Here is a 26,397-nt window from a genome sequence, read left to right as displayed (position 1 = left end):
GGTCCGGCCGCTGCCGGACCCGGGGGCGGCGGGCATCTTGCCGAAAGCCTTTTCGGCGGCCATTCTCGGAGGCTAGACCGTGGATTGACTAAAGCCGAGGAGAGTGGGTTGTGGTCAAGGTGAACGGCCCCGAAACGGTGGGCGGCCCGTGGTCGGACGCCTCCACCCGACCTGCCGGGTGGCCCGGACGGCCCATCATGCGTGACGTCGCCGAGCTGGCGGGGGTGTCCACCCAGACGGTTTCGCGGGTCCTCAACCGGCACCCACACGTCACGGCCGCAACCCGGCAGCGGGTTGTCGATGCGATGCGAAAGTTGGACTACCGCCGGAATCCCGCCGCTCGCGCGTTGGTAACCCGGCGCTCCGGCATGTTGGGGATCATCGGCTACGAAAGCCCGCTGTTCGGGCCGACCTCAATGTTGTATGCGATCGAGGGTGCGGCCCGGGCGGCAGGTTACTTCGTGAGCGTTGCCAGCGTTGGCCATCTGGATCGCGGGTCAGTGCTCGACGCGATCGACTGGCTGTGTCAGCAGTCGGTCGAGGGGGTCATCGCTATCGCCCCGAAGTCGGCGATGGCTGGCGCGTTGGCGGAGCCGTTGCCCGCAATCGCATGCGTGACCGTGGGTGGGGGCAGCATCGATGCGGTGCCGAGTGCGCGCATCGACAACGTTGCGGGCGCACGACTGGCCACCCGACACCTGCTCGACCTGGGGCACCGCACCGTTCACCACGTGGCCGGTCCGGACGACTGGCCGGAGGCGGGCGAGCGCCTGCGTGGCTGGCGCGAGGCGTTGCAGGACGCCGGTCGGCCGATCCCTGCCGTGGTGCCCGGAGACTGGAGCGCGCGGGCGGGGTATGAGCAGGGCGAGTGGCTGGCGGTCGATCCGTGCGTTACGGCCATCTTCTGCGCGAGTGACCAGCTGGCTCTCGGCGTGCTGCGGGCCCTGCACGAGGCCGGTCGGCGGGTCCCCGAGGACGTCAGCGTGGTGGGCTTCGACGGGGCGCCCGACGGCGCGCATTATCTGCCGCCGCTGACCACGGTGCGCCAGGATTTTGCCGAGCTGGGCCGGCTCAGCCTGAGGCTCCTGCTGTCCCAGCTTGGGCAGCCCGAGGGCACCCCGACACAGACACGGCAGCTGCTCGTGCCGGAGTTGGTGATCAGGCGTAGCACGGCAACGCCCTCCCGCCTCCCGGGGCCGCCGAACGCCTCGCCATTCACCGCGGCGCCATTACCCCGCTGAGACGCCGGCTACCGGGGGAGTGCGGGTCCGGTGGACTCACGTACGACGAGACGGCCGTGCTGGCGGATGACGCCGGAGTTGGCGTTACCGTCAAGGGCCGCGAGGAGGTGATTGACCGCGGTAGCGCCGAGTTGTTCGAGGTTGAGGTCGACAGTGGTGAGAGGCGGGCGGCACTCGGCCGCGAAGTCCTCCCAGTTGTCGTAGCCGACGATCGCCACGTCCTCGGGGATCCGGCGACCCAGGTCGCGGAGGGCGTCGGTGACCCCGGCGGCGACCTGGTCATTACCGCAGAAGATCGCGTCGACGTCGGGGCAGGCGGCCACCAGCAGACGCGCCGCGTGCCGGCCCCACCGCTGCGACCACTCGCCGAACAGGGGATCGTTGGCGGGCGAGAGGCCAGCATCGTCAAGGACCGCCCGAAGTCCGGCCGCCCGATCCCGGGCGGCGCGGTAGCTGTCCGGTCCGGTGATGTGCCCGATTCTGCGTCGACCATGCAGGACCAGGTACTCGGCTGCGAGCCGGGCGCCGCCCTCGTCATCCGCGATGATCGACAGATCTCGTGGGTCGACTGACTCGGCATAGGCGTAGACCACCGGCACGGGGATGTCCTGGGTCAGTGACGGGCTGACGTCGTTGCTGTCTCCGACAACGATGAACCCGTCGACCTGACGTGCCAACAGGGTCTGGATGTAGTGCTGGCGGCGGATGGCGTCACCGCGGGCGTCGCAGAGCAGGACCGACATCTGTCCGTTGCCGAGGGCATTCTCGGCGCCGAGCAGGATCGGGATCGAGAACCGCCCGCCGAGTTCGTCGGTGAGTAGCCCGACTGTGCGGGTACGCCCGGAGATCAGCCCGGATGCCAGCACATTCGGTTGGAAGCGTAGATCGGCGGCGGCACGTATCACCCGCTCTCGAGTGTCCGCAGCGACCTCGGCGCGGCCGTTCAGCGCCTTCGATGCGGTGGCGACGGAGACGCCGGCGCGATCCGCCACATCGCTCAGCGTCACCGACTGTGATCGTCGTCGCCCCACCGAAATCCTTTCGCAAGGTTTTAGGGTCACCCACCGAGGGTGGCTCCCGCTCACTTTCTGAGTAAGCGTAGAGCGTAGAGCGGTTCCGGGGAAGCAGCGGACGGTGCCGAAAGCCGTTTCGGATTTACCTGCGTGACATCTTGCCGAAAACGATTTCGTGCGCCACGCTAGCGGCGCAAAAGTGACACGCACATCTCGGGCGCAGCGCTGACGACGTGGCGGGCGAGGTGCCGGCGGAAGGCGAGGGCGCGATGGGACATCCAGGGCACCCCGCACGGATCGCCGGCTTACGGAGGCCCATGCAACGGCTTCCTCGGAACGATGGACCCAAGGGAGATAGATCATGAGGAGAGCCCTGGGCAGGCGAACTGCCCTCCGTTCGCTGGCCGGAGCCCTAGTGGCCACGCTGACTCTCGGTATGGCGGCCTGCACCGGCGATGACTCGACCGGGCCGAGCGCCGCCGAGGCTGGGCCCAACGGCGTCGACGACGGCGCCGAACTCACCATGTGGACCCGCGCGCCATTGGAAAAGCAGGCGAAACTCCTGGTGCAGGCCTACAACGCCAGCCACCAGAACAAGGTCAAGCTGACCGTCATTCCCAACGATGACTACGTCGCGAAGGTCGGCGCGGCGTCCGGCTCGGGTGCCCTTCCGGACCTCTTCGCCGCCGACATCGTTTACGTGAAGAACTGGGTGAACCAGGGGCTGTTCCAGGACCTCAGCGCGAACATCAACGGCCTCAGCTTCAAAGACTCGATCAACAAGGGGCACCTGTCGGCTGGCAAGCTTGACGGCAAGGAGCACGTCCTGCCCTTCGTTTTGGACCTGTCGATGCTGTTCTGGAACAAGCAACTGTTCAAGGACGCCGGGCTGGACCCGGAGAAGGCCCCGGCGACACTTGACGATTACGCCGCCGCGGCAAAGGCGGTCCAGGCGACGAAGAAGAACGGCGTCTACGGCACGGCGGCCGGGCTGAACTGCGGCGGCTGCCTGGTCTTCACCTGGTTCCCGTCGGTCTGGGCCAGCGGCGGTCAGGTGTTGAGCGCGGAGGGCACCGAATCCAAACTCGCCGACGAGACCGCCCAGAAGGTCTACCGCACCTGGCACGACCTCTGGAAGTCCGGCGTGGTGCTGCCCGCCTCGGCGGGGGAGACGGGCCCGACCTGGACCGCCGCGTTCACCGAGGGCAAGGTTGGTCTGATGTTCTACCCGGCGACGTTGCTCTCGTCGACGCCGTTCGAGGTCGGTGTCGCCGCCATCCCGGGCCCCAGCGGTGGCGGCTCCACCTTCGTCGGTGGGGACGGCATCGGCGTCTCGAAGGACTCGAAGAAGGCACCGCAGGCTTGGAACTTCCTGAGCTGGTTGATGTCCGAGGACGCCCAGGTCGAGGTGCTGGCGAAGAACAAGGACGTGGTGGCGCGGGCCGACCTCGCGAATAACAAGTACGCCGTGACGGATCCGCGACTGGTCACCATCAACGAGGCGGCCGGTAAGGGTGACACGCCTGTGGCGTTGAACTTCCAGCAGGCGTTCAACGCCCCGAGCAGCCCGTGGCTGACCCTCGTCCGCAACCAGGTGCTCAACGGTAGCGGTGACATCCAGAAGGACAACGCCGAGATCACCGCTGTGCTCAAGCAGTAGCCGATCCCGGCAGGCGGGTGCCGACCGTGCCGTCGGCCGGCGCCCGCCTGCGGTAGGACCCTCCCGTTGGCTCTCACCTGAAGGAACAAAGAGGCTCCGATGAGCGTCACCGCACCCTTCCGCCCGCCCCCCGAACCGGCGGTACGCGGCCGCGCTCGTTCGCGCGCCCGGCAGGCCCTGCTCGGTTGGTTCTATGCGACGCCGACCGCGGTCTTCGTCGTGCTGCTGTTCGCTGTGCCGCTGATGCTGGTCATCAAGATGTCGCTGTCGAGGTGGCCGCTGCTGACCGGCGACCAGGGCATCAATGCGCCGGACAACTTCGTGAAGGCGATCAACCACCGCTTCTTCACCGACTCGGTGGTGTTCACCGTCAAGTACACGGTGCTGGCGACCGTGCTGCTGCTCGCACTCGGCCTGGGACTGGCCCTGCTCGTGCAGGAGTCGAGCCGGTGGAACAACCTGCTCCGAGCCTCGCTCCTCATTCCCAGCGCCCTGGGGCTGGCGTCGGCGTCCCTGCTGTTCTACGTCCTCTACTCGCCGTACGCGAGCCCGCTGGCGCCACTGATGGAGGATCTGGGCTTCACGTTCCTCGGCTCACCGAACTCGGCACTGCTGTCGACCACCTTCCTCATCGTCTGGCGCTACGCCGGCTTCTACATGGTGCTCATGCTCGTCGGCCTGCAGGGCATCCCGGCCGATGTGTTCGAGGCCGCCCGCTCGGACGGCGCCAGTCGCTGGCAGACCTTCCGAATGGTCACTCTGCCGTTGCTGCGCCCGACGCTGGCGCTGACCACAGTGCTCTGTGTCACCGGCTCGCTGCTCGCCTTCGAGCAGTTCTACATCCTGACGAAGGGCGGCCCGGACAACAGCACGATCACCGTTGTCCAACTCATCTACATGGTGGCCTTTCAGGGGCAGAACGACCTTGGCGTGGCGGCGGCCCTTTCTGTCATCGTCCTGCTGGCCCTGATTCTCGTCAACGCGCTGCAGCTGCGCGTCTTCCGGTCCGAGGAGAGCTGAGTCGATGGCCGTCCTTTCCCGATCCAACTCCACGTCGGCCGGAGCGCCGTCGTCGCCTGGCCGGAGACCGACCGGCCGCCCCAGATCAGCTGGCGTCACGGTCGCCGGCATCGCGCTTCGAACGCCGTACTGGGTCTTTACCGGTGCGCTCGCGTTGATCTTCCTGGCACCGCTGGCCTGGACGGCGGTGGCATCGGTCGCCCCGCACGCGGGCACCAACCAGGTGGACGGCTGGGGGTTCGGCAACTACCAGACGCTGACCAACTATCAGGCCGGTATCTGGCGATACCTCGGCAACTCGGCGATCGTCTCCCTCCTCACCGTCGTCCTGACGCTGGTGACCTCGATGCTCGGCGGGTACGCGTTCGCCCGGTTCCGGTTCCCGGGACGCAACATCCTGTTCCTGCTCACACTCGCGATTCTGATGGTTCCGTACGCGACGTTGCTGATCCCGCTCTACGTGCTGCTCAACCAGGTGGGGCTGCAGAACTCCCTGGTCGGGGTGGCCCTGGTGCTCACCATGTTCCAGCTGCCGTTCTCCACGTTCCTGATGCGCATCTCCTTCGAAGCGGTGCCGCGTCAACTCGATGAGGCCGCGATGGTGGACGGCTGCTCGTCGTTCGGCGCGCTGTGGCGCGTACTGCTGCCGGCGGTGAAGCCGGGCCTCATCACCGTCGGGCTCTTCGCCTTCCTCACGGCCTGGAACGACTTCATGGCGCCGCTGATCCTCATCAACGACACCGAGCGCATGACGCTCCCGCTCGCTGTGTCGAATCTGCGCGGCCAGGTCCAGGGTGTCGTCGACTACGGGGCGACCGAGGCAGGCGTCGTCGTCCTCGCCCTGCCGTGCGTCGTCCTGTTCCTGCTACTCCAACGACACTATGTGCGGGGCTTCATGTCCGGCGCGCTGAAGGGATGAGAATGAGCGGCATCGCACCTACCGCCGCCCCAGTCCTGCCGATCCGCGGCCGGTTCCGCCCACTCGGGTTGCCCGAGGTGCGTGTCACGGGCGGATTCTGGGCCGAGCGCCAATCGATCAATGCCGTTGCGACCCTGCCGCACATCGAGCACTGGCTTGAGCGGGAAGGCTGGCTCCGCAACTTCGACCTCACCGTCCACGGCGACCTTTCCCGCGACCGTCGCGGACGCGAGTTCTCCGACTCGGAGGTCTACAAGTTTCTGGAGGCCGCGGCGTGGGAGATCGGCCGCGGCCGCGACGCGGACCTCGAGTCGAGGTTTCGCGCCGTGGTGCGACGGGTGGCCGCGGCACAGCAGCCCGACGGCTACCTCAACACCAGGTTCGGCGGGCCGGGACAGGCGCCGCGCTGGTCCGACCTGGAGTGGGGCCATGAGCTCTACTGCGTCGGCCACCTCCTGCAAGCCGCTGTCGCCCGCGCCCGGACCCGGCCAGGCGCTGACGACGGGCTGCTCGTCGTCGCCCGCCGCGCGGCCGACAACGTGTGTGAGACGTTCGGACCGGACGGCCTGGACGGCCTCTGCGGGCACCCGGAGATCGAGCCCGCGTTGGTCGAGTTTGCGCGGGTCACCGGCGACGACCGCTACCTGGCTCAAGCTGCTCTCTTCGTTGACCGGCGCGGCCATGGCCGGCTCAGCGATGTGGAGTTCGGCCGGGAGTACTTCCAGGACGAGCTTCCCGTCCGGCAGGCGACGGTGCTGCGGGGACACGCGGTTCGGGCGAACTACCTGGCTGCCGGGGCCGTCGACGTTGCGGTGGAGCTGAAGGAAACCAGCCTGCTGGACGCGATCCGCATCCAGTGGAGGAACGCGGTGGCCAGGCGCACCTACCTCACCGGCGGGCAGGGTTCTCGCCACCAAGACGAGGCATTCGGCGGGGACTGGGTGCTGCCGCCGGATCGCGCCTACTCGGAGACCTGCTCCGGTGTCGGGTCGGTGATGCTCGCGTGGCGGCTGCTGCTCGCCGACGGCGATCCGGAGTACGCCGACCTCATCGAGCGGACCCTGTTCAACGTAGTCGCCACCTCGCCGTCGGCTGACGGGCGCAGCTTCTTCTACACCAACACCCTGCACCGCCGCGAACTCGGCACCCAACCGGACGCGGACCGGCCGAGCCTGCGCGCGGCGGCATCGCTGCGGGCGCCCTGGTTCGAGGTTTCCTGCTGCCCCACCAACGTCGCCCGCACCATGGCCAGTTTGACCGCGTACGTGGCCACCGCCGACGACGACGGACTCCAGCTACACCAATACCTGCCCGGCACCGTCGCGCACCGCCTCGCCGACGGGCGTGAGTTGTGCGTGACCATCATTACCGATTACCCGCACGACGGGCGGATCCGGGTGCGAATCGACAGCGAAGACGACCGCCCGTGGTCACTGTCGGTGCGGGTGCCCGCTTGGGCGGCCCGGGGGGCGACGGTGACCCTCGTCGGCGACACCCGACCGGTCGGCCCGGGGGTCGTCACCGAGCGACGGACCTGGCGACGCGGCGACGAGATGGTGCTGACCCTGCCGATGGCGCCTCGGTTCACCTACCCGGACGCCCGGATCGACGCAATTCGCGGTTGTGTGGCAGTCGAGCGTGGCCCCCTCGTATACGCCTTGGAATCCGTGGATGTCCCGGGCGTCCAGACCGTCGACGAACTCCGCGTCGATACCCGCCGACCGCCACGCCTGGTCGACGGCAGGGTCACCGTGACGTGCCGGCGGGTGCGGGCCCGGGACCACGGATGGCCCTACCGGGCGGACGAGGCCGGCTCAGCGCCGGTGCCCGGTGACGAGTTCGACGACGTATCGCTGGTGGAGTACCACGCCTGGGCAAGTCGGGGGCCTTCGACGATGCGCGTCTGGCTCGCCACGGCCGGCGAGTAGCGCGGGCACCCCGTCCCCCTGCGGTGTTAGCGCTAACTGCGGTAGTCCACCGATCACTCCCACTCAAGGCTTCCACCACCGGTGCCGCGCTCCGGAGACGCCTCATTTTCCGGAGCGGCGCCGCCACTGAAGGAGGAAAGGCCGCCTACCAGACGTTCCCCACCCGCAGCGCCGCCGCCGCAGCCGGCGCCGCGATCGTGCGGATCACCGAAACCGTCGACGGCGCTGCGGTGACCACCCAGATCGAGGCCGCCTACTTCTCAGCCGGTAGTTGGCTCCCGCTTGGTGGCGGCGCTCCTCCCAGCGCCGCCACCCGGCATGGCGGGACCCGCTTTCGAGGCGTTTCGAACGGCGATTCGATTGCGTACTTCCCAGCATGAGCCGACGTGACGCTTCCCTGTAGTGTTCCAAGTTGGGCGGCAGGTACAACGACGTTCTGCCGGGCCGCGAGGGGCGGGGAAACCGCGCCGAAATCGGTTTTCGGAAGCTGCCCGTGTATGGGTGGCCGTCGAAGATCCGTCGAGGCACCCTATCGCCGCGCATCCCACCTGTGCCTGGTTGCTGGGAGGAGCAAGCACGCCATGACCACGGAGCCCGAGATCCCCGCCAACCGGACACCCACGCTCACCGACGTCGCCAAGCTTGCCGGCGTGTCGGTCGCGACCGCGTCGAAGGCCATCAACGGGCGCAGCGAGGTCAGAGCGACCACCAGGGTCCGGGTGCTGAAGGCTGCAGAGTTGCTGTCCTTCGCACCGAACGCCCTCGCCCGTAGCCTGCTCAGCGGCCGGACCGGGACCGTCGGTCTGCTAACCAGCGATCTGGAGGGACGCTTCTCGATCCCCATCCTGATGGGCGCGGAGGACGCCTTCGGCGCTGGCCAGGTCTCGGTCTTCCTGTGCGACGCGCGCGGCGACGCGATCAGGGAGCAGCATCACGTACGGGCACTGTTGTCGCGGCGCGTCGACGGGCTGATCGTCGTCGGCTCCCGGACCGACCCTCGCCCGCCGCTGGCCGGCAACATCCCGGTGCCGGTCGTCTACGTCTACGCCCCCTCCGCGGACCCGAACGACGTCTCGATCACGGTCGACAACGTGGGCGGTGGGCGACTCGCCATCGACCACCTGCTCGCCTGCGGGCGGCGCAACATCGCCCACATCACCGGAGAGGTCGGCTTCCAGGCGGCACGCGACCGCGCCGAGGGAGCGGCGGCGGCACTCGCCGACGCCGGCTTGAGCCTGGTCGCCGATCGACCCTACTTCGGGTCGTGGGACGAGTCCTGGGGGCGGGCCGCCGCGCACATGGTCGTCGAACGGCACGCCGAGGTCGATGCCATCTTCTGCGGCAGTGACCAGATCGCCCGAGGCGTCCTGGACGCGCTGCGTGATCTGGGACGGGACGTGCCGGGGGCGCTCTCCGTGATCGGCTTCGACAACTGGGAGGCCATCTCGGCGGACTCCCGCCCGCGCCTGACCAGCATCGACATGAACCTCCAGCGCCTTGGCGCCGTAGCCGGCCAGCGGCTCTTCGAGGCCATCAGCGGGGCGGCGACCCGGTCGGAGGAGTTCTCCGGCCGCCTCGTCATGCGCGAGTCGACCCTGCCGCAGCGCTGAGCGGCCGGTCACCAGCAGGCCGACGCTGAGGGCTGGTTCGGCCGTGGGTGGGCCGGACCAGCCGATGGCGTTCAGGGCTCAGGACAGGAAACTGCCGTACGGACCGGACAGGATCCGGTCTTTCTGCGCCTGGCTGAAATGTGTGTTCGGGTAGTTGTAGAACGAGGCGGACATCGGGGTGCCGTCGGTGGAGGTCGAGTCGGGCAGCCCGAGAGCGTGTCCGAGTTCGTGGACCATGCCGCCGTGCCAGCGGTTCATCGGGCCGTTGACGCCAGCGGCGCCGTCGGCGTCGTGCTGACAGAGGATCACCCAGCCGTTCCCGCCGCCACCACCGGCACCCGGGCCCTCGGCGCTGATCTCGCCCACGTTGAGCCAACGGTTGTCGGGGCTACGCAGGTTGAGCTTGCGCATGAGTTCCTGCTGCATGTTGAACACCGACCACCAGTAGCGGTCCGAACCGTTGGGAGTGTTCTCGTACCAGGACTTGACGTGGTCGCCGTTGACGACCTCCACCACCGGGCTGTTGAGGGTGAACGTCTTGCCCAGTTCCTGGCGGTAGTACCGTTGCGCCTCGCGCATCACGGTGGCGATGCCGTCCGGCCACCGCTGGTCGAACGCCACGTCGGACGGCTTGAGCCAGTAGACCCGGACCGTGCGGGGCTGCGGCGCCGCGGTGGGAGCCACCGTCGGGGGTGGGGTGGTCGGCCCGGCGGTGGGGATCGGCGTCGTGCCGCCGGTGCAGGTGACGCCGTTGAGGGTGAAGCTGCCCGGCACCGGGTTGCTGGCGTTGTTCGAGCTGCCGTTGAACCCGAATGAGGCGCTGCCGCCGGTGGCCAGGTTGCCGTTGTACGAGGCGTTCGTCGCGGTCACCGTGACGCCGTTCTGGGTCACCGTGGCGTTCCACGCCTGGGTGACCGTCTGCCCGGCGCCGAACGCCCAGCGCAGCGTCCAGCCGGCCAGCGGATCACCCAGGTTGGTGACCTGTACATTCGCGCCGAACCCACCCGCCCACTGGGAACTGATCGTGTACGCGACCCGGCAGCCCGTCGCAGCCGCGTGGCCAGTGCCGGCGGTCAGGACCACCACCCAGGCAAGACTCATCGCGAGCGCCGCGGCCGCGAGCCGGAACAGAAGTCGTGGGTGATGGGCCATCAGTCATCTCCTCGTCCAGCTAGTAGCCGGAGCGGCTCTTGGGGTGTCACCATCGGCGCCTCCGCGCCGCCGTTCAGGGTGCCGACCATCGTCACCTCAGGTCGTGCGCTGTCTTGGCACAACTGCATGGATCCTCCTTTGGGGCGGGGCTGGCTCGGGTGAGGTAGTCGTGCCCGCCATGCCTTCGGTGCCAACCGCTTGCGCGGTCCGGTGGAGCTGCGGACGTAGGGAGGCGTCGACGACAGTGCCGGCCGGACTAGCCGGTATTTACGTATGCCGATGTTTCTGCCGGTTAGACTGAAGTCCGAAAAGGTTTTCGTCAAGATGCTCGGCTGGTTGCGGTGAGACTCTGAGGTGCGCAGAGAGGTGCCGAGGTGCCAGCGGCGGTTCGTGTGCACCGGTGACCTCCACCGAGGCGTTGTACTGGCTTGCCTGGTCGGATGTGTTGATCAGGTGCGCGGCCACCCGTCCATCAGGGCTCGGGTTGCGCGCGCCTACCTGGTTGACCCGGTGAACGACCTCCCACCACGACAGTCTTGATCCATGCTGGACCCGCTCCGCGTGGAACCCGCCCCGGTGAACGTACGCGAGTGCGGCATCGGTGATTGCCGAAAAGGTTTTCGTGAGGCATGGTGGCTGGCACACTGCCGATTCCGGAACCGTCCCCACCGGAGGTCGCACGACATGAAACGTTCCCGAAAGACCGCCCTGCTCTCAGTGCCGATCCTGGCTGCGGCCATGCTGTTCGTACCGCAGTCCGCCGCCGCCGCGATTGCCACGTTCGCCACCACGCTGGTCAACTCCAACGGCGGCAACTGCCTGGCCCTGCCCGGCGGCGACACCGCCAACGCCGTGCAGCTCAATCAGCAGGCCTGCAACAGCGCCGCCTACCAGCGAGTCACCTTCACCCCGGTGTCCGGCACCACCGACACCTACACCGTCGCGACGTCGACCGCGGGCAAGTGCGTCGACGTCAACGGCGCCTCGACGGCCGACAACGCCGCGATCATCCAGTGGACCTGCCACAGCAATCCCAACCAGCGCTGGCGGCTCGTCCCGGTCACGGTCAGTGGCACCGACAAGACGTTCAATGTCGTGTCGGTCAGCTCTGGCAAGTGCCTCGTGCCCGCTGGTGGTTCTTCGTCCGCCAACACCGGACTGGTGCAGCTGCCGTGTAGCACCGCCACCAGCCGGATCTGGCGCCTCGCCGGCTTCGTGACCGGCGGCGGCACGGCCAACACGTTCACCAACCCAATCAAGGCGCAGGGTCCGGACCCGTGGCTGACCTACTACAACGGCTACTACTACCTGGCCACCACGACCTGGAACCGCACCATCACGATGCGCAAGGCCACCACGCTGCGTGGGCTGGCCACCGCCGCCGACCAGGTGATCTTCAACCTGACCAATCCGAACGGCGCGGGCACGATGTGGGCACCCGAATTCTTCCTGCTCAGCGGGCCGAACGGGCCACGGTGGTACTTCTACTACACCGCCGGCCGCGAGCCGTTCAACTTGGGTACCCAACGCATTCACGTGCTGGAGAGCGCCGGTACGGACCCCATGGGTCCGTACACGTTCAAAGCCTCCATGGTAGACCCGACCGCGGACAACACCTGGGAGCTTGACGCGAGCATCCTGCAGCTCAACGGACAGCTGTACCTGCTGGGTACGTTCTACAACGGTTCGCAGCCGATGTTCATTCGCCCACTGAGCAACCCGTGGACGGCCAGCGGCACCCGCCGCATCCTGTCCACACCGACCTACAGCTGGGAGACCGTCGGCGGCGGCGTGAACGAGGGCGCGGAAGTCCTGCAGCGCAACGGCAAGACCTTCATCGTCTACTCGGCGAGCCACTGCTCCACACCCGACTACAAGCTGGGCATGCTCACCTACAACGGCACGGGCGATCCATTGTTGTCCTCGTCCTGGACGAAGTCACCCAACCCGGTGTTCCAGCGCTCGAACGCCAACGGTGTCTACGGGCCCGGCCACAACGGGTTCTTCAAGTCGCCGGACGGCACCGAGGACTGGATGGTCTATCACGCCAACAGTTCGGCGTCGGCCGGCTGTGACATCAATCGCTCCACCCGCGCCCAGAAATTCACCTGGAACGCCGATGGCACGCCGAACTTCGGCGTGCCGGTCCCGACCGGAGTCGCGTTGACCGCACCCTCGGGTGAGCCTGCCCCCTGACCGACGGTGCCCGCTCTTGCCACGGCGAGAGCGGGCGTCCGGTCGTGACGGCGCGGCCGCCGCACGCAGCACGTGAGGCCGGATCCGATTCGGCGAGGTCGTTTGGCGCTGCGGGATCGGCCGAGTGGCGAAAGCCAACAGGTCGACTCGATCGTGAGTACGCGGCACTCGCCCGCAACCAGGCTTGTGGCGGCTTGAGCCTGGCCGCGCTGGAAGCTTCACCACGCAGGGCGGCGCCCAGCCGGGGAACGGCGTCACCTGGTCGTAGACGGGTAGCGAGCACGCGTCGGTCGGGCTCGATCGCCCCGCGCGCGGTGTACAGCACATGCCTCGGTTCGATGAGCCAACCTGGGTGGCCGGCCGACGGTCGCGCTCGACAGCTGCGCCTGAAGCCGGCGGATGACCGCCCAGCTGCGGTGAGCTCTGCCGCCGCCGCCGGGCCAATGCCGCCAGAACTTTGCGTGATCAGGCCAGGCCGTCGGCGCGGTAAACGGCCGGTGAGAGCAGTATCACGGCTTGGCAGGCTGCCTCAGCCGCCTGTTCGGCCGAGCCGCAGGCATCTATCGCGCCGTGGACGGCGTCTCCCGACATCACCAACCGCGCGCTCGCCCCGCCGCGGCGCGTACCACTGGCGCGTTCAACTGCGGTGAGAACCTGGTATTCACCCAACGACGTGGTGGGGACGCCGCCGCAGCCGAGTCGATCAGCCAGTGGACGTGCTCGGCGTTCCGTCGGCGGCTCGCCGTGCCGTCGCGCCGGGGCAGCGCCGTCGCCACGAGAACTTTACGTCAAGGACGCACCGACCACCTCCTTGACGGTGGGCGGGGGCAGCCGTCAGCAGGCCTCCGGCTGCGGGTCGACGATCGCGGCGTCCGGGTTGCCGAACCCGGACGCCGCGTGCCACCGTCAGCTGAATGCCTTGACCTGCAGCAGGCCGGTGGAGAGGTTCGGCGCGCTCTGCAGCAGGACGCGCAGCCGGGTGGTGCTTACCGCGGGGAAGGTGACGGTGTTGTACTGGTTGGCCACGACCGGATACCCACTGGCGCCCGGCACGTCGACGTAGGCGCTGCCGTTCCAGAACTGCAGCCGCCACGATGCCGGCAGGTCGACACCCTCACCGTCGTCGAAGAAGTACACCTGCGATCGGCTGATCGTCTGAGCCGACGGCCACGTCAGCTCGGCCCACTGCTGGCCCTGCTGCGGCCACGTTCCCCAGCGATTGCCCTGATTCGGGGCGCCGATATTGGAACTCGCCGGATCGCCACCGGTGTTGATCGCCGCGCAGCTCTCCCAGGACGACGTGAACGAGCACGACGGGGTCGCGCTGAGGGCGAGGTTTCCACCGCCACCCCCACCACCGACCGTGAGCTGGAATGTACGGGTCGCCGGGGCGCTCTGGCTGTCGTAGTCGCGCAGCTCCACAGTAAACGAGTGCGTTCCGGCCGTGCTCGGAGTTCCGCTGACCGTGCCGGTGAAGCGGTCGAGAGTCAGGCCGGCCGGCAGTGTGCCGCCGACGACACGCCAGTCGTAGAACGGCACGCCCCCCTTCGCCGTCAGCTTCTGCTGGTAGGCCTGGCCGATCGGGGCGTTGGGCAGGCTGGTCGTCACGATCGAGGGGGTCAGGAACGGGGTGAGGTTGCGGTTCAACGGCCAGCCGGCGTTCTCGGCGACCAGCAGCGCCAGCTTGGTCAGCATCCACCGGCGGGTCGGGAACAGGTGGTTCCAGCCGCCGCTCTGTCCGCTGAGCCGGTCCCAGTACGGGGACGTGCCCGGGATGTGGTAGCTGCTGTCCAGCGGCACGGCGCGGCCCTGGTACGCGGTGACCTCCGCGTCGTTGACGCCGCCGGTGGTGACGAAGTTGCGCATGCCGGCCCAGTCGCTGTGGTAGGCGAGGGCGTGCCCGTACTCGTGCATGACAAGTCCGTGCACGTCGAGCACCGACCCGGCGATCTCGGTCTTGTACCAGTCCTCGTCGGCCAGCGAGGTGAACAGTTGCTTGCCGGCCTCGTCGTACTCGAAGATCATCGCGGTGGAGCGATGGATCGGGCCGGGCAACTGCTGCCCGTTGCGGGTGTGGTAGCGGCCGTTGTTGGCGGGGTAGCCGGTGGAGTAGGGGGTCTGGATTCCCCGGAAGTACACCCACATGCCGTTGTAGGCGGCGTTGTTGGTCACGTTGATGCTGTTCTGCCAGTCGTTGCCGGGCAGGTGGTTGGTCTCTGCCCCGGCGGCCACGGTGTCGAACGGCTGCAGGTTGAAGAACCGGTACCAGTCCTTGACGCCTTCCTCGGCGGCGGTACGGAATGCCGGGTTCGTGAAGTACCCGGTGATGTTGTCGTAGCGGTAGTCGAAGTTGATCGGGATGGTCGGCTCGATCGCGGTCTTCTGGTCCTGCTGCACCCGGATCGGCATGGTCTGGGTGTAGGTCGAGTTGTTGCCGGCCCGCACGCTGAGCCGCAGGGTGTGGAGCTCGTCCTGGCCTGCGGCGCGTTTGGAATGGATCGCCAACTTGAAGGTCTTCTGCTCGGACGAGTTCGCGAAGGTCAGCCGTTTGGTGGCGCCGGTGGCGGTCAGTTGGCTGGGTAGGTCCATCATCAGCCGGGAAGTACCCTCGGCCTTGAGGTCGATGGTCACCGGGAACGGGACGTCCGTCGGGGGTCGCACTGTCAGCTCGATGTACGGGTTGGCCAGGTAGCCTTCCCAGTCGACAAGTTGGACGCCGTAGCCGTTGATGATCCTGCCAAACCGGTCGACGACCGTCGCGGTGCCGGCGGCCCGTACCGGGGCGGCGGTGAGCAGGGACGCGAGCAGCGCGAGCACTACCGCGGTGGTGAAGCGTTTCACGTCGTTACCTCAGTTCTTGATGCCGGTGACACCTTCGATGAAGTAGCGCTGCGGGAAGAGCCGCAGCGTGGTGACGGCCGCAGGGGCGGCGGTCAGTCAGCCCCACCGGATGACGTGGGTGCGCTGGAACGAGGCCCGGTCGAGCGAGAGTCTGGCGTCGCCTCACGTCGGTCCGATGACCGTCGTGGTGCAGCGTGGGGGTGGACCAGCCGCGCGGCTGACCACCCCCACGCCCAGGGCGGACTACCCGAAGGCCTTGACCTCCAGCAGCCCGACCGAGTTGGTCCCGCTGGTGAGCGCGACCCGGAGCCGCGTGGTGCTGATCGCCGGGAAGGTGACGGTGTTGTACTGGTTGATGACGGTCGGATACCCGCTCGCCCCGGGCACGTCGACGTAGGCGCTGCCGTTCCAGTACTGGAGCTTCCAGGACGCGGGCAGCCGTACCCCGTCGTTGTCGTCGAAGAAGTAGACCTGTGCCGACCGCAGTGTCTGGGCGGCGGACCAGGTCAGCTCACCCCACTGCTGGCCGGTGTTGGGCCAGGTGCCCCAGCGCGGGTTGACGGTGTCGTTTGACGACGGCGGATCGACGCCGTCGTTGAGTGCGGTGACACTTTCCCAGCTCGAGGTGTAGGAGGCCGACGGCGTCGCCGCAAGGGCGAGGTTGCCGCTCGGATCCGGATCCGGCGGTACCGTGCCGCCCCGGTTGTAGATCTTCACCTCGGTGAGTCCGGTCTTGAACCCGGACGCGTGGGTGACCTGGATGCGCAGCCGTTGGGTGCTGACCGCGGTGAACCTGACCCGGTTGTAGTTCGCCTGCGGCGCCGCCGGCGACTTGACCTGCGCGGCCGCGTTGATCCAGGCGCTGCCGTTCCAGTACTGCACGGTGTAGGACGTCGGCGCCCGGTACCGGTTGGTCGCCCGGTCGTTGCGGAAGTACACCCGGGCTTCGTCGACCGCACGATTCTGGCCGAAGTTGACCTCGTACCAGTCGGTGGCGTTGGGGGATCCGTAGCTGCCCCACAGCGGTTCGTTGATGGGGAAGCCGTCTACCGCAGCCCCGGTGGAGGTGCCGCTCGCGGTGTACGACGCCGACACCGCCGCGCCCTGGGCCAGGTTGGCGGTGGTGCTGGTCAGGTCAGCGCCCGCCTTGGCGAACATGTCGACGATGCGCGGGCTGTTCTGCACCACGTTCTGCGGCAGCTGGGGGCCCGTCAGCGCGACGTTGTAGTTCACCACGCCGGATCCGCTCGGGAAGGTCACCGCTCCGGTGGCCGGGTTGTAGAGCACCCGGGTCAGCCGGTCGACAGTGAAAGCCCGGGTCCCGTTGACGTAGACCGAGTAGCCCTGCGGCACCCCGCTGTAGCGGGTCACCCCGTCGGCCGGGTCGTCCCAGACCACACTCAGGTCGGTGTTGCGGTAGCGCAGGTTGTTGACCGCGAAGTGGGACCAGTCGATGTTGATCGGGGACAGCTCGATCTGGGCGTCGTTGCGTGGTCGCAGTCCGGCGACGTCTTCGATGACTGTCCAGTTGCTGCTGCCCAGGATGTTGTGGTGGATCCAGGACCGGTAGTCGATGTTCTTGGTGCCGTTGTTCCAGTCGGCCCAGAACTCGTTGGCGTCGGGCCACTGGGTGTTGCCACCGATGTACTGCGCCCAGGCGTTCCAGTAGAGCAGCTTCTTGTAGTCCTCGTTGTTCATCCACTGGTTGGGGTAGTTGCGCAGCACCGAGGAGTAGAGCCGGAACTGCACTGTCGAGTTGATGGTGGAGAAGTTGTTGCTGCCCGGTTGGCCGGCCGCGGCCGCTGCGGCCTTGTCCCGTTGGTTGGCGGTAAAGAACGGGAAGATGGGGTACTCGGCCGGGTCGGCGTACAGGCGCAGAGCCTCCCGGTACTGGGCGGTGTTGGGCATCAGGCCCACCGAGTACGGGTAGTAGTTGTTGATCTCCTTCCAGGGCACGTGGGTGTTTGTGGAGACGTGCTTGTGCTCCAGTAGCTGCCGGGACGGGTTCCACAGCGTGTTGATGACGCCGTTGCGGATCTTGTCGGCGAGCGCCTGCATCTCCGTGGCCTTGGCCGTGTTGCCCAACATGGTGTAGGCCTGCACCGCCGCCATCGCGCCGCTGTAGACGTAGGCCGATTCGGTCCGGTCGAGGTTGCCAGAGCGCCAGTGGAACGACACCGCGTCGGCGTCGTTGCCGGTCATCGCGCCCCAGTTGTATTCGATGACCCCGTTGTTGTTGGTGTCGTAGGTGGCCAACTGGCCCTTGACGTCGCCTTCGGCGTACTTGGCGAGGTTGCCGGCGATCGCCGGCTGTCCGCCGTGGATCTGATACGACCGCCACGCCGCCTCGGAGATGTACTGGGTGTAGCTGTTGGACCAGTTCTCCGGGTCACCGGGGTTGTCCATGAAGCGGCCGCCCTTCGACGACTGCCCGGCCGACAGCCACGGCCCGTAGGAGTAGACCGGGTTGCGCAGGTACTTCAGGTCGTCGATGTGCATCGGCTGGGTCAACGCGATCGCGTTGTTGTAGCCGGTCACCCCCTCGATGGAGACCGGGAACTGGAAGTCCTGTCCCGGGATGTCGACGTCGAGGTAGTTGTAGCGCATCAGCCACCAGCGGTAGTAGATGTTCTTCTTGATCGCGGCGTCCGGCACGTCGATGTAGGGGATGTTCTCGGCCCACCAGCGGTTGTACTCGCGTACGTGGGTGCCGAACGCCGTCGCCGGCGAGTAGCCCTTGTAGGCGTTGTACTCGGTCAGCGACTCCGGGATCTCGTTGGTGACGAAGCCCATCACCACCTTGGTCGTGACGGTCTGCCCGGCCGCGACGGTCACCGAGCGGTTCAGCCCGCCGCTGCTGACGGTGAACCCGTCCCCGGAGAGCCGCGGATAGATCGTGGTGAGGTTGTTCTTCACCTGCCGGCTGCCGGTCAGCTCGTTGCCGCTGCCGCTGGTCGCGTACGGGGAGGTGGCTCGCAGCTGCAGCGTGGTCGCCGCGCTGCCGTTGTTGACGATCGACAGGTTGGTGACCGCGACATTGTTGTGCGTGATGAACTTCTGCATGTCGACGCGGACCGAGCCGTTGGTGTAGACGCCCTTCCAGTGGCTGGGGCTCTGCCAGCGGCCGCTGACCTGCTCGGCGAACGTGCCGGGGGTGATGGCGACCGAGTAGGCGTTCTGGCTGCTGATGTTGTCCCAGTAGGCGACCTGACCGCCGAAGCCGATCACCGACGGGGTGTGGGTGGTCATGAACAGTCCGCGGCCGCGCGTCATCAGCCAGGTGCCGGCCGGGTCGTTGCCGGGCCGGCCGAGCAGCCTGTCCATCCAGAAGTCGGTGCCGGCGCTCTCGGCGTTGTAGATGGCCTGCATGGTGTTACCGGTGCTGTAGCCGACCGGTGGTGTCGGGATCGACGGTCCGTTGAAGCTCGGGTAGCCGATCGGCTGTGCGGCTGTGGCGGGCGCTTCGGCCAGCACCAGCAGGCTGCCGGTGGTCAGCAGGGCCGCGACGGCTGTCGCCAGCGGTCTGCGCCTGGGTAGGAGGGAGAGTCGCATCGTTTCATCTCCAGCGGGGTCGGGACGGTTCTGGGGGTGGGGTGTCGTGCTGACCTGGGGATCGGGTCGTCACGTTGGTGGGGCCTGCGGGACGGTCACAGGCCGGTGGCGTACAGGTTGGCGATCTCGGCCGCGGTCAGCGCTCGGGCGTGGATCCGGGCGCTGTCGACGGCCCCGTCCAGGGTCGGGTCACCGGCGTACTGCGACCGGCCGATTCGGTTGGCGGTGGTGGCGCCGAGCGCCGATGGCCGCAGTGTGAGGCTGCTGTTGCGGGCGACCTCGGCGCCGTTGACATAGAGCACGCCGAGGTTGCCGGCCTGGGTGACCGCGAGGTGGGTCCAGGCGCCCACGGGCAGTGCGGCTGGGCCGTCGATGCGCTGCTCGCCGCCGGCACCCGCGGTGGTGATGGCGAACCTCGGCAGACCGGCGCCGTTGCGGGCGGCGAGGAACATGCTCACCCCGGTTCCGGAGCCGAAGTCGAACACTCGGGCCCAGTTGGTCGCGGCGTCGATCCGGACCCAGCAGGCGAACGAGAAGGCGCTCGAGCCGGCGAGGATGCCGGCCGGCAGTTGCACGTAGGCTCCGGCTCCGGTCAGGTTGACCGCGTTGCCAGTCCGTCCGGCGGTCCAGCCGGCGCCGCCGGCCAGGGTGGCGGTCCGGCCGTTGCCGGTGGCGTCGGCGGCGGTCGTTCCGGATGTTTCGTTGAACAGGTAGTGCGCCACGAACGGTGAGGGCGGCGGGGTTTCGTTGACTGCCCAGTAGACGGTGTAGCGCTGCCCGTGTGTGGCGTAGAAGGGCGCTAGGGTCACCGGTCCGGTGCTGGCGGTCGCGGTGTAGCGCAGCGGGTCGGCGGTTGGGGTCAATGTGCTTGGGGTGAGGGTTGGCATGGCGGAGAGGTTGTTTGTGCCGTACTGGCCGGCCAGCACGATCGGTCCGACCTTGACCGCCTGCACGGTGGAGTTGTCCGGGGTCGATTCCCGGGTCAGCGCCATCGGCAGGCTGATGTCGACCACGTCGCCGGACGTCCAAAGGCGGTTGAGTACGGCGTACGTGCCGGGGGTCGGCGCTGGCTGCAGGACGCCATTGAGCCGCAGCTGCGCGCCGGCCGCCCAGCCGGGGATCCGGATCCGTAGGTCGATGGTGCCGCTGCCGGTGACGGTCAGCCGGCTGGACGGCGCCTGCGGGAAGTTGGTGTCCTGCCGCACCGTGATCGACCGGCCCGGCCAGCTCAGCACCGAGGCGATGAACAGATTGACGTACAGGGTGTTGGCGCCGTTGTGAAAGTAGATGCTGTCGCCGTGCTTGGTGTTGGTCTCCAGTCCGGTGCCGTGGCAGCAGGTGAAGTCGTCGTAATCGTTGCTGTAGGTCTTGATGCCACCGGCGCGCAGAGGCACGTAGTAGGAGTGGAAGCCGTGCGTGCTGGCTGGGTTCTGCCCGCCGAGCAGGTGGTTGTACAACGTCTTCTCGAAGAAGTCGAAGTGCCGCACGCTGCCCGGCGTGGTGAAGAACAAATGCCGGGTGAGCTTGAGCATGTTGTAGCTGTTGCAGCACTCGGCGGTGTAGTCGGACAGCTCGCTGGCGATCCGGTTGGGGGCCTTGAAGTACTCGCCGTTGGAGTTGGCACCGATGGCGTAGCTGTGCCGGTCGACGACCATGTTCCAGAAGTTGACGGCGATGTCGCGGTAGCGGGTCGTCCCGGTGGCGTGGTATGCGCGGATCGCCGCGAGCGCCTTGGGGATCTGGGTGTTGGCGTGGTAGTTCGCCAACGCGTCGGTGTTCGCCGCGAGTGGGTCGAGCACCTCGGCGTGGTCGAAGTACTGCGCAGCGGTCAGATGGGTTGGGTTCTCAGTGAGCTGGTAGAGGTTGGTCAGCGTCTCGCCGATCCCACCGAACTCGGTGTCGAGCATGTTCTGCCGCTGGGCGTAGGTCAGCCGGCTGTTGCGGACGTTGACCCAGGCGGCCTTGCGCTGCAGCACCTGCAGCGCCCGTGCGTTGCCGGCCAGTTGGTGCATGTCCAGCAGGCCGGCGACGGTCTTGTGCAGGGTGTAGTAGGGAGCCCAGACGTTCTGCCGAGCCTCGACCCGGTCGATGAAGCTCTCCGGGAACGCGGACAGGTATCCGGCGTTGAAACCGGCCGCGACGGCCCGGTCCTGGCAGGCCGCGAGCGCGGTGACCAGGTAGTCGCCCTTGGTCTTGAACGCGGTGTCGCCGGTGCTGGCGTAGGCCTGCGCCAGAGCGGTAAGGACATGGCCCATCGAGTGCCCGCGCAACTCGCCGGTGGGGGCCTCCCAGCCGCCGCATGGCGTGGCGGAGGACGGCAGGCCCACATTGGTTCGGAAGGTGTGCAACAGCCGGTCCGCGTCGAGGAACTTGAGATAGGCATGGATACGGGCCGTGTTGGCCTGGAAGGGCCCGGCGAGCAGGCTCACCGCGGCCAGCGGGAACGGATAGACCGACACCCCGGTGTCGGGTCGGACAGCTTGCGCGCCGTGTGCGGGAATCGCACCGACGGCCATCCCGGCTGCGATCGCGCCGCTGCCCTTCAGCACCGTGCGTCGCGAGACTGGGACTTTCGACATGCACATCACCTCTTCTAGGGGCGGCGGCGACCGGATATGTGCGTGCGTACGTGACGCCCCAGCCAGAAGCCACCGGTGATCCGAACTCCGCCCCGCCCGACCCGGAGCAGCGCGGTGTTGGTCGACACGGCCGGGCGTCCTGCGGACTGGTCAACGGGCGACGCAGGGACCGTCATAGGCTTCCTCCGAGGTCGGGGTGGGTGAGCTCGATCACCCGGGCGTTCAGTACACGATGGATGCCGAAAAGGTTTTCGGCAAGAGTCGCGATCCGCCGTGGCTGGTCACAGGTAAACCATTTCTGCTGCAGAGCCGCTGTGGCTGCAGCCGGCGGGCGAAGCCGGGATCCTGTCACGTTGCATCCAGCAGAAAATTCAAAGGATTTCGGTGGGTAGGCGCCTGCGGCGCGCGCCGCGAAGAGCACGGTCTGATCCACGCACGCTGAGTTGGCCGTTCAGCCGGGAGAGCTCTTCGGCGAACTCCGAGGCGTCGGCGTTGGCCCCGCAGAGGGGGTAGGGCGGCGTCCGCTCACGTCGAGACGAGTGCGTTTCGCGGCTTCATGGAGCATGACATGTTCACCCATCGCCCTCCCACATCGACTCTCCAGTGAGGACCAGGACGTCGTGCGGAACCGAACTACTCAGCAACGGGTGCCACCAGCCGTTCTGTACCCCCCATCGCCGTGCAGCGACGTCCGCCAGGCTGATGACTCCTGGGGCGCCAGCACGCGCCGGTACGGGACCGGGTCGCTGCGGAAATCGGTCTGCGCCGTCCAGTGCTGAACCTTTGCAGCGAACAGCCGGCGCTCATCGGCCATGGCCCGTGCTTGGACCTCGTCGTACGAGGGCTCGGTGAAGGGGGAGTTCGCACTCTCGGCAGCCGTCAGCATCATGCTGGCCACAACGTGAACGCTGGGAAGCCGGTCCGGATCGAGGCGCTCCATTTCGATGAGGATGGCGTCCACGCCATACGCCCGCTGGAGTTCCTCGTATCGCCTCGTCAGATACCGGCGTGATGCCCCAGTGCAACGTTGTGGGATCCACGCATACATCCTCTCCGGTCAGCCCACGGCGCTTCACAGGTGCACGGATCTGCCGCGTCAGCCATAGCCGAAGCTGCGGGGAGGTCGCTGCTCCGATGGCCGTACCTCCGGCCAGCGTGCGTGATCTGGCGAGGAACGACCTGCAGGACTGTTACCGCCGGTCAGCGGCCGCAGCGTAGTCACGAGATGGGGAGCAGGTGGGGAGCAACAGGATGCACTGAACGGCCTTCAACTGCTGCCCCGTGAGTGCCTGGGCCGGAGTGATCGATCAGTGGCGGCTTGATCGCCGCACAAGACACGGAGTGGTCGAGTCAGCCGGCCAGTTGCCGACGGCGTGCCGCCAGGTCCGCCAGCACCTGACCGCGCCGGTCGTGCCAGGCGAGGGAATCGGCGATCCCGGTGGACAGGTCGCGCTGCGCCCGCCAGCCCAGCACCTCCCAGGCCCGCCCGCTACGGGTGAAGCCGCCGGCGGTGTCTCCGGGGCGCCGGCGCGCCTCGCGGACCAGAACCGGACGGTCCACCACCGCGTTGAACGCCGCGACCAGTTCCAACACCGTCGTTCCGGTGCCGCTGCCCAGGTTGAGGGCGGTGTGCGGAGCACCACCGACGGCGAAGATGTCGTCGAACCGGTCCAGCGCCCGAAGGTGGGCGTCGGCCAGGTCCCAGACGTGGACGTAGTCACGCAGCCCCGAACCGTCGCGGGTGGGCCAGTCCAGACCGTTCACCGAGAACGGCACACCGGTCTGGTGCGCCTGCATCAACCGGCCCAGAGCGTGCGAGGGCGCGGCGACCTGGAGCCCGGTGCGCAGCGCCGGATCCGCGCCGATGGGATTGAAGTAGCGCAGGGACAGCACTCTCAGTGGGCTACTGGCCGCGATGTCGGCGAGCATCCGTTCCACCACCAGCTTGGTCTGCGCGTAGGGGCTGGTGGCGTGCAGTGGCGACACCTCGTCGACGCCGAGATCCGCGTCCGGCCGGTAGATGGCCGCGGACGAGCTGAAGATCAACCGGTGTACGCCATGCGCGAGCAGTCGGTCGACGAACTCCAGGGTGGCGGAGACGTTCGCCCGGTAGTACTCCACCGGCCGGGCCACCGACTCCGGCACCGCGATCAGGGCCGCGCAGTGCACGACCGCCTCAATGTCTGGATGCCGCGTCAACAGCCGGTCCACCCCGTCCGCGTCCGCGATGTCGCCGAGGTGGAAGGACCGCCCCCGACAGAACTCGCGACGACCGGTGACCAGGTTGTCCAGCACCACCGGTGTGTGGCCGGCATCGATCAGGGCGGACGCGACGGTACTTCCGATGAATCCTGCCCCACCCGCGATCAGCACCTTCACGAGCAGACCTCCCCCGCGGGAACCGACGACGCGCCGTACCCTTCTGCATTCTTCGCACACCGCAGCGCCCTTGACCTGGGAAATGGACCGATAGGTGCACCTCCTGAACATCGACAAAGACCGATGACTGCTCGGCGGCTGGCGGGGTAGGCGGCGGCTCGGGTCGGACGTGCGGGTCGAATCGGGAGGCAGCATGACGGGGGAGCGCATCGGGGTCGCGGTGGTCGGACTGGGTGGAGCGGTCGCGACCACGGCGATAGCCGGGGTGGAGTTGTTGCGATTGGGAATGACGGACATGTCGGGACTACCCCTGGCGCACCGCACCGATCTGGTGCCGTACGAGTCGATGGTCTTCGGGGGTTGGGACCTGGCTCCGGACGACCTGGCCAAGGCGGCACACCTGCACCGCGTGGTGGAGCCAGCCCACCTGGACACTGTCGCGGGGCCGCTGGGGCAGCTACAGCCCTGGCCGGCCGTGGCGGACCCGGCGTACTGCCGCAACGCCACCGGGGCGAACGTGGTGCCGATCGGGCCACTGCGTGAGCGGGTGTCACACCTGCGCGCCGACCTCGCCCGGTTCAGGTCGGCGCAGGACGTGCAACGGGTGGTGGTGGTCAACCTGGCGTCCACCGAGGCCCGACCCGATCCGGCGTCGCCGGTGCTGCGAAGTCTCGACGGGTTCGAGGCTGGGCTGGACGCCGACGATCCGGACATCACCCCCGGTCTGCTCTACGCGTACGCGGCAATCCGGGAGGGCTGCCCCTACGTCAACTTCACGCCCAGTCTCGGCGCCGACACGCCCGCGCTGTTGGAGTTGGCCGAGCGGGAGGGCGTGCCGGTCGCCGGCAAAGACGGCAAGACCGGTCAGACACTGATCAAGACGGTGCTCGCCCCGGCATTCCGCTCCCGGGCACTGACCGTGGAGGGCTGGTACTCGACGAACATCCTGGGCAACCGTGACGGGCAGATCCTTGACGACCCGTCGTCGTTGGCCAGCAAGCTGGACACCAAGGGTTCGGTGCTCAACCAGATCCTCGGTTACGACGTGGAGGACCACGTGGTCCGGATCGACTACTACCGGCCGCGCGGTGACGCCAAGGAAGCCTGGGACAACGTCGACCTGATCGGCTTCCTCGGGCAGCGGATGCAGCTCAAGGTGGACTTCCTCTGCCGGGACTCGATCCTCGCCGCGCCACTGGTGCTGGACCTGGCGCGGCTCATGGCGGAGGCCGCCCGCCGCGGTGAGAGCGGCGCGCAGGAGCAACTCGGCTACTTCTTCAAGGCCCCGATGACCCAGGACGGCCGGACCCCAGAACACGCGCTGCACGCGCAGGAGCGGACCCTGCTGGACTGGCTGGACGCGGCGGCATGACCACCGTCCTGGCGGTACCGCCGGTCGACCGACTGGCCGCCGTGACACCCACGCTGCGCCAGATCGGCGACCTCAAACGGGTCCGGGTGGCCCACGCGGAGGGCTCGGTGGCCGAACGGGCGTTCTCCCGATCATGGGCGGCGATCGTCGGCGGCGCCGACCCAGCGGTGGTCGCCGACCGGGAGTGCGCCGCCGCGCTGGCCGGCGCCCGCCTCGGTGGGATGGACGCGGCCACCCTCACCGCCTGCGGACTGGCACAGACCGAGGTGGAGACCGTCCTGGCCCGCGCCGTCGACGAACTTGTCGGCTCGCTGCACCCGGACACCGGACGCCGGGTGCGATCGGCGCTGCCCCATCTGGTTGCCCAAGCCCTGCCTGACGCGCCGGTTCCGCCGTTCGTGCCGGCCCTGCGCCGACAGCCGCGCGCCGGTGCCACCGCTGCGGGACGGCCACGCCTGGTGGTCGAGCCAGCCGAGAATCACGCCGAGCACTGCTGGGCCGTCGCTGTCTACGGCGCGCTGCTCGCCGACGACACCGGTGCCGACCCGGCGCAGGCGTTCCTGCTCGGCCTGGCCCACCACCTGCACAACGCCCGGCTACCCGACGCAGGCTTCGCCGGTGAGCTGCTGCTTGGCGCGTACCTGGAGCCGATGACCGACCGGCTCACCGAGCGGGCGTTGGCCGAGCTGCCGGAGCAACTGGCCGTTCGAGTCAACGCGGTGCTGGCGTTCCGGGTGGACGCCGACACACCGCTTGGACGGACCTTCCACAGCGCGGACGTGCTGGACCGGGTGCTCCAGGTGCACCATCACGCCCGCGCCGCCGCGTTCACCGTCGAACAGGCCCTGGTGGATCTGGCGCTCGTGCACGACGGCCCGGTGGTGGACTATCAACGGGCCGTACTGCGGGCGGCCGGGCTGTGACCACCGTCCGCG

16 protein-coding genes are annotated in these 26,397 nt (G+C 68.0%); 9 read left to right on the top strand and 7 right to left on the bottom strand.

The window, feature by feature from the left end; genetic code table 11:
• Positions 1–110 precede the first annotated feature (110 nt).
• Positions 111–1,241 carry a LacI family DNA-binding transcriptional regulator gene (locus ACFYPG_RS06030; protein WP_387350596.1) on the top strand — a complete coding sequence of 377 codons (1,131 nt, stop codon included), beginning with the start codon at positions 111–113 and terminating at the stop codon, positions 1,239–1,241.
• A gap of 8 nt (positions 1,242–1,249) precedes the next feature.
• Here the strand turns inward: ACFYPG_RS06030 and ACFYPG_RS06025 are convergent, their stop codons facing one another.
• Positions 1,250–2,272, bottom strand: a complete 1,023-nt coding sequence (locus ACFYPG_RS06025; protein WP_387350595.1) for a LacI family DNA-binding transcriptional regulator — start codon at positions 2,270–2,272, stop codon at positions 1,250–1,252.
• Between the two features lie 397 nt (positions 2,273–2,669).
• Between ACFYPG_RS06025 and ACFYPG_RS06020 the strand changes: the two genes are divergently transcribed.
• From ACFYPG_RS06020 to ACFYPG_RS06000, 5 genes are all read left to right on the top strand, one after another.
• Positions 2,670–3,914 carry a sugar ABC transporter substrate-binding protein gene (locus ACFYPG_RS06020; protein WP_355008283.1) on the top strand — a complete coding sequence of 415 codons (1,245 nt, stop codon included), beginning with the start codon at positions 2,670–2,672 and terminating at the stop codon, positions 3,912–3,914.
• Positions 3,915–4,013: 99 nt separating this feature from the next.
• Positions 4,014–4,934, top strand: coding sequence for a sugar ABC transporter permease (locus tag ACFYPG_RS06015; RefSeq protein WP_355008282.1), 921 nt, complete (start codon positions 4,014–4,016; stop codon positions 4,932–4,934).
• Between the two features lie 4 nt (positions 4,935–4,938).
• Positions 4,939–5,853 (top strand): carbohydrate ABC transporter permease, encoded by a 915-nt coding sequence (locus tag ACFYPG_RS06010; protein WP_355008281.1) that lies wholly within the window; start codon positions 4,939–4,941, stop codon positions 5,851–5,853.
• A gap of 2 nt (positions 5,854–5,855) precedes the next feature.
• Positions 5,856–7,781: a beta-L-arabinofuranosidase domain-containing protein gene (locus ACFYPG_RS06005; RefSeq protein WP_355008280.1), complete on the top strand. Its 1,926-nt coding sequence runs from the start codon at positions 5,856–5,858 to the stop codon at positions 7,779–7,781.
• 581 nt (positions 7,782–8,362) lie between these two features.
• Positions 8,363–9,391 (top strand): LacI family DNA-binding transcriptional regulator, encoded by a 1,029-nt coding sequence (locus tag ACFYPG_RS06000; RefSeq protein WP_355008279.1) that lies wholly within the window; start codon positions 8,363–8,365, stop codon positions 9,389–9,391.
• A 78-nt stretch (positions 9,392–9,469) separates the two neighbouring features.
• Here ACFYPG_RS06000 and ACFYPG_RS05995 read toward each other — a convergent pair whose 3' ends face one another.
• Entirely contained in the window at positions 9,470–10,543 is a 1,074-nt protein-coding gene (locus tag ACFYPG_RS05995; RefSeq protein ID WP_387350594.1) for a cellulose-binding domain-containing protein, read from the bottom strand.
• A 684-nt stretch (positions 10,544–11,227) separates the two neighbouring features.
• Between ACFYPG_RS05995 and ACFYPG_RS05990 the strand changes: the two genes are divergently transcribed.
• Positions 11,228–12,739 (top strand): family 43 glycosylhydrolase, encoded by a 1,512-nt coding sequence (locus tag ACFYPG_RS05990; protein ID WP_355008277.1) that lies wholly within the window; start codon positions 11,228–11,230, stop codon positions 12,737–12,739.
• A gap of 906 nt (positions 12,740–13,645) precedes the next feature.
• Here ACFYPG_RS05990 and ACFYPG_RS05985 read toward each other — a convergent pair.
• From ACFYPG_RS05985 to galE, 5 genes are all read right to left on the bottom strand, one after another.
• Positions 13,646–15,580 (bottom strand): Ig domain-containing protein, encoded by a 1,935-nt coding sequence (locus ACFYPG_RS05985; RefSeq protein WP_355008276.1) that lies wholly within the window; start codon positions 15,578–15,580, stop codon positions 13,646–13,648.
• A gap of 243 nt (positions 15,581–15,823) precedes the next feature.
• Entirely contained in the window at positions 15,824–19,132 is a 3,309-nt protein-coding gene (locus tag ACFYPG_RS05980) for a discoidin domain-containing protein (protein WP_387350592.1), read from the bottom strand.
• 95 nt (positions 19,133–19,227) lie between these two features.
• Positions 19,228–21,711, bottom strand: a complete 2,484-nt coding sequence (locus ACFYPG_RS05975) for a beta-L-arabinofuranosidase domain-containing protein (RefSeq protein ID WP_387350590.1) — start codon at positions 21,709–21,711, stop codon at positions 19,228–19,230.
• 637 nt (positions 21,712–22,348) lie between these two features.
• Complete coding sequence (locus tag ACFYPG_RS05970) at positions 22,349–22,672, bottom strand: hypothetical protein (protein WP_355008273.1); 324 nt, start codon at positions 22,670–22,672, stop codon at positions 22,349–22,351.
• 389 nt (positions 22,673–23,061) lie between these two features.
• On the bottom strand, positions 23,062–24,090 hold the full coding sequence (galE, locus tag ACFYPG_RS05965) for a UDP-glucose 4-epimerase GalE (protein WP_355008272.1): 1,029 nt from the start codon (positions 24,088–24,090) through the stop codon (positions 23,062–23,064).
• 193 nt (positions 24,091–24,283) lie between these two features.
• On the opposite strand from galE, the gene ACFYPG_RS05960 reads away from it, so the two are divergent.
• Both ACFYPG_RS05960 and ACFYPG_RS05955 read left to right on the top strand, forming a co-directional pair.
• Positions 24,284–25,462: an inositol-3-phosphate synthase gene (locus ACFYPG_RS05960; RefSeq protein ID WP_355008271.1), complete on the top strand. Its 1,179-nt coding sequence runs from the start codon at positions 24,284–24,286 to the stop codon at positions 25,460–25,462.
• Positions 25,459–26,385 (top strand): HD domain-containing protein, encoded by a 927-nt coding sequence (locus tag ACFYPG_RS05955; protein ID WP_355008270.1) that lies wholly within the window; start codon positions 25,459–25,461, stop codon positions 26,383–26,385. The genes ACFYPG_RS05960 and ACFYPG_RS05955 overlap by 4 nt, the downstream gene beginning before the upstream one ends.
• Positions 26,386–26,397 lie beyond the last annotated feature (12 nt).

The sequence above is a fragment of the Micromonospora sp. NPDC005553 genome (assembly GCF_042871765.1).
Classification (GTDB): domain Bacteria; phylum Actinomycetota; class Actinomycetes; order Mycobacteriales; family Micromonosporaceae; genus Micromonospora.
The sequence above is the reverse complement of the archived record's forward strand: the minus strand, read 5'-3'. Positions and strand labels throughout refer to the sequence as shown.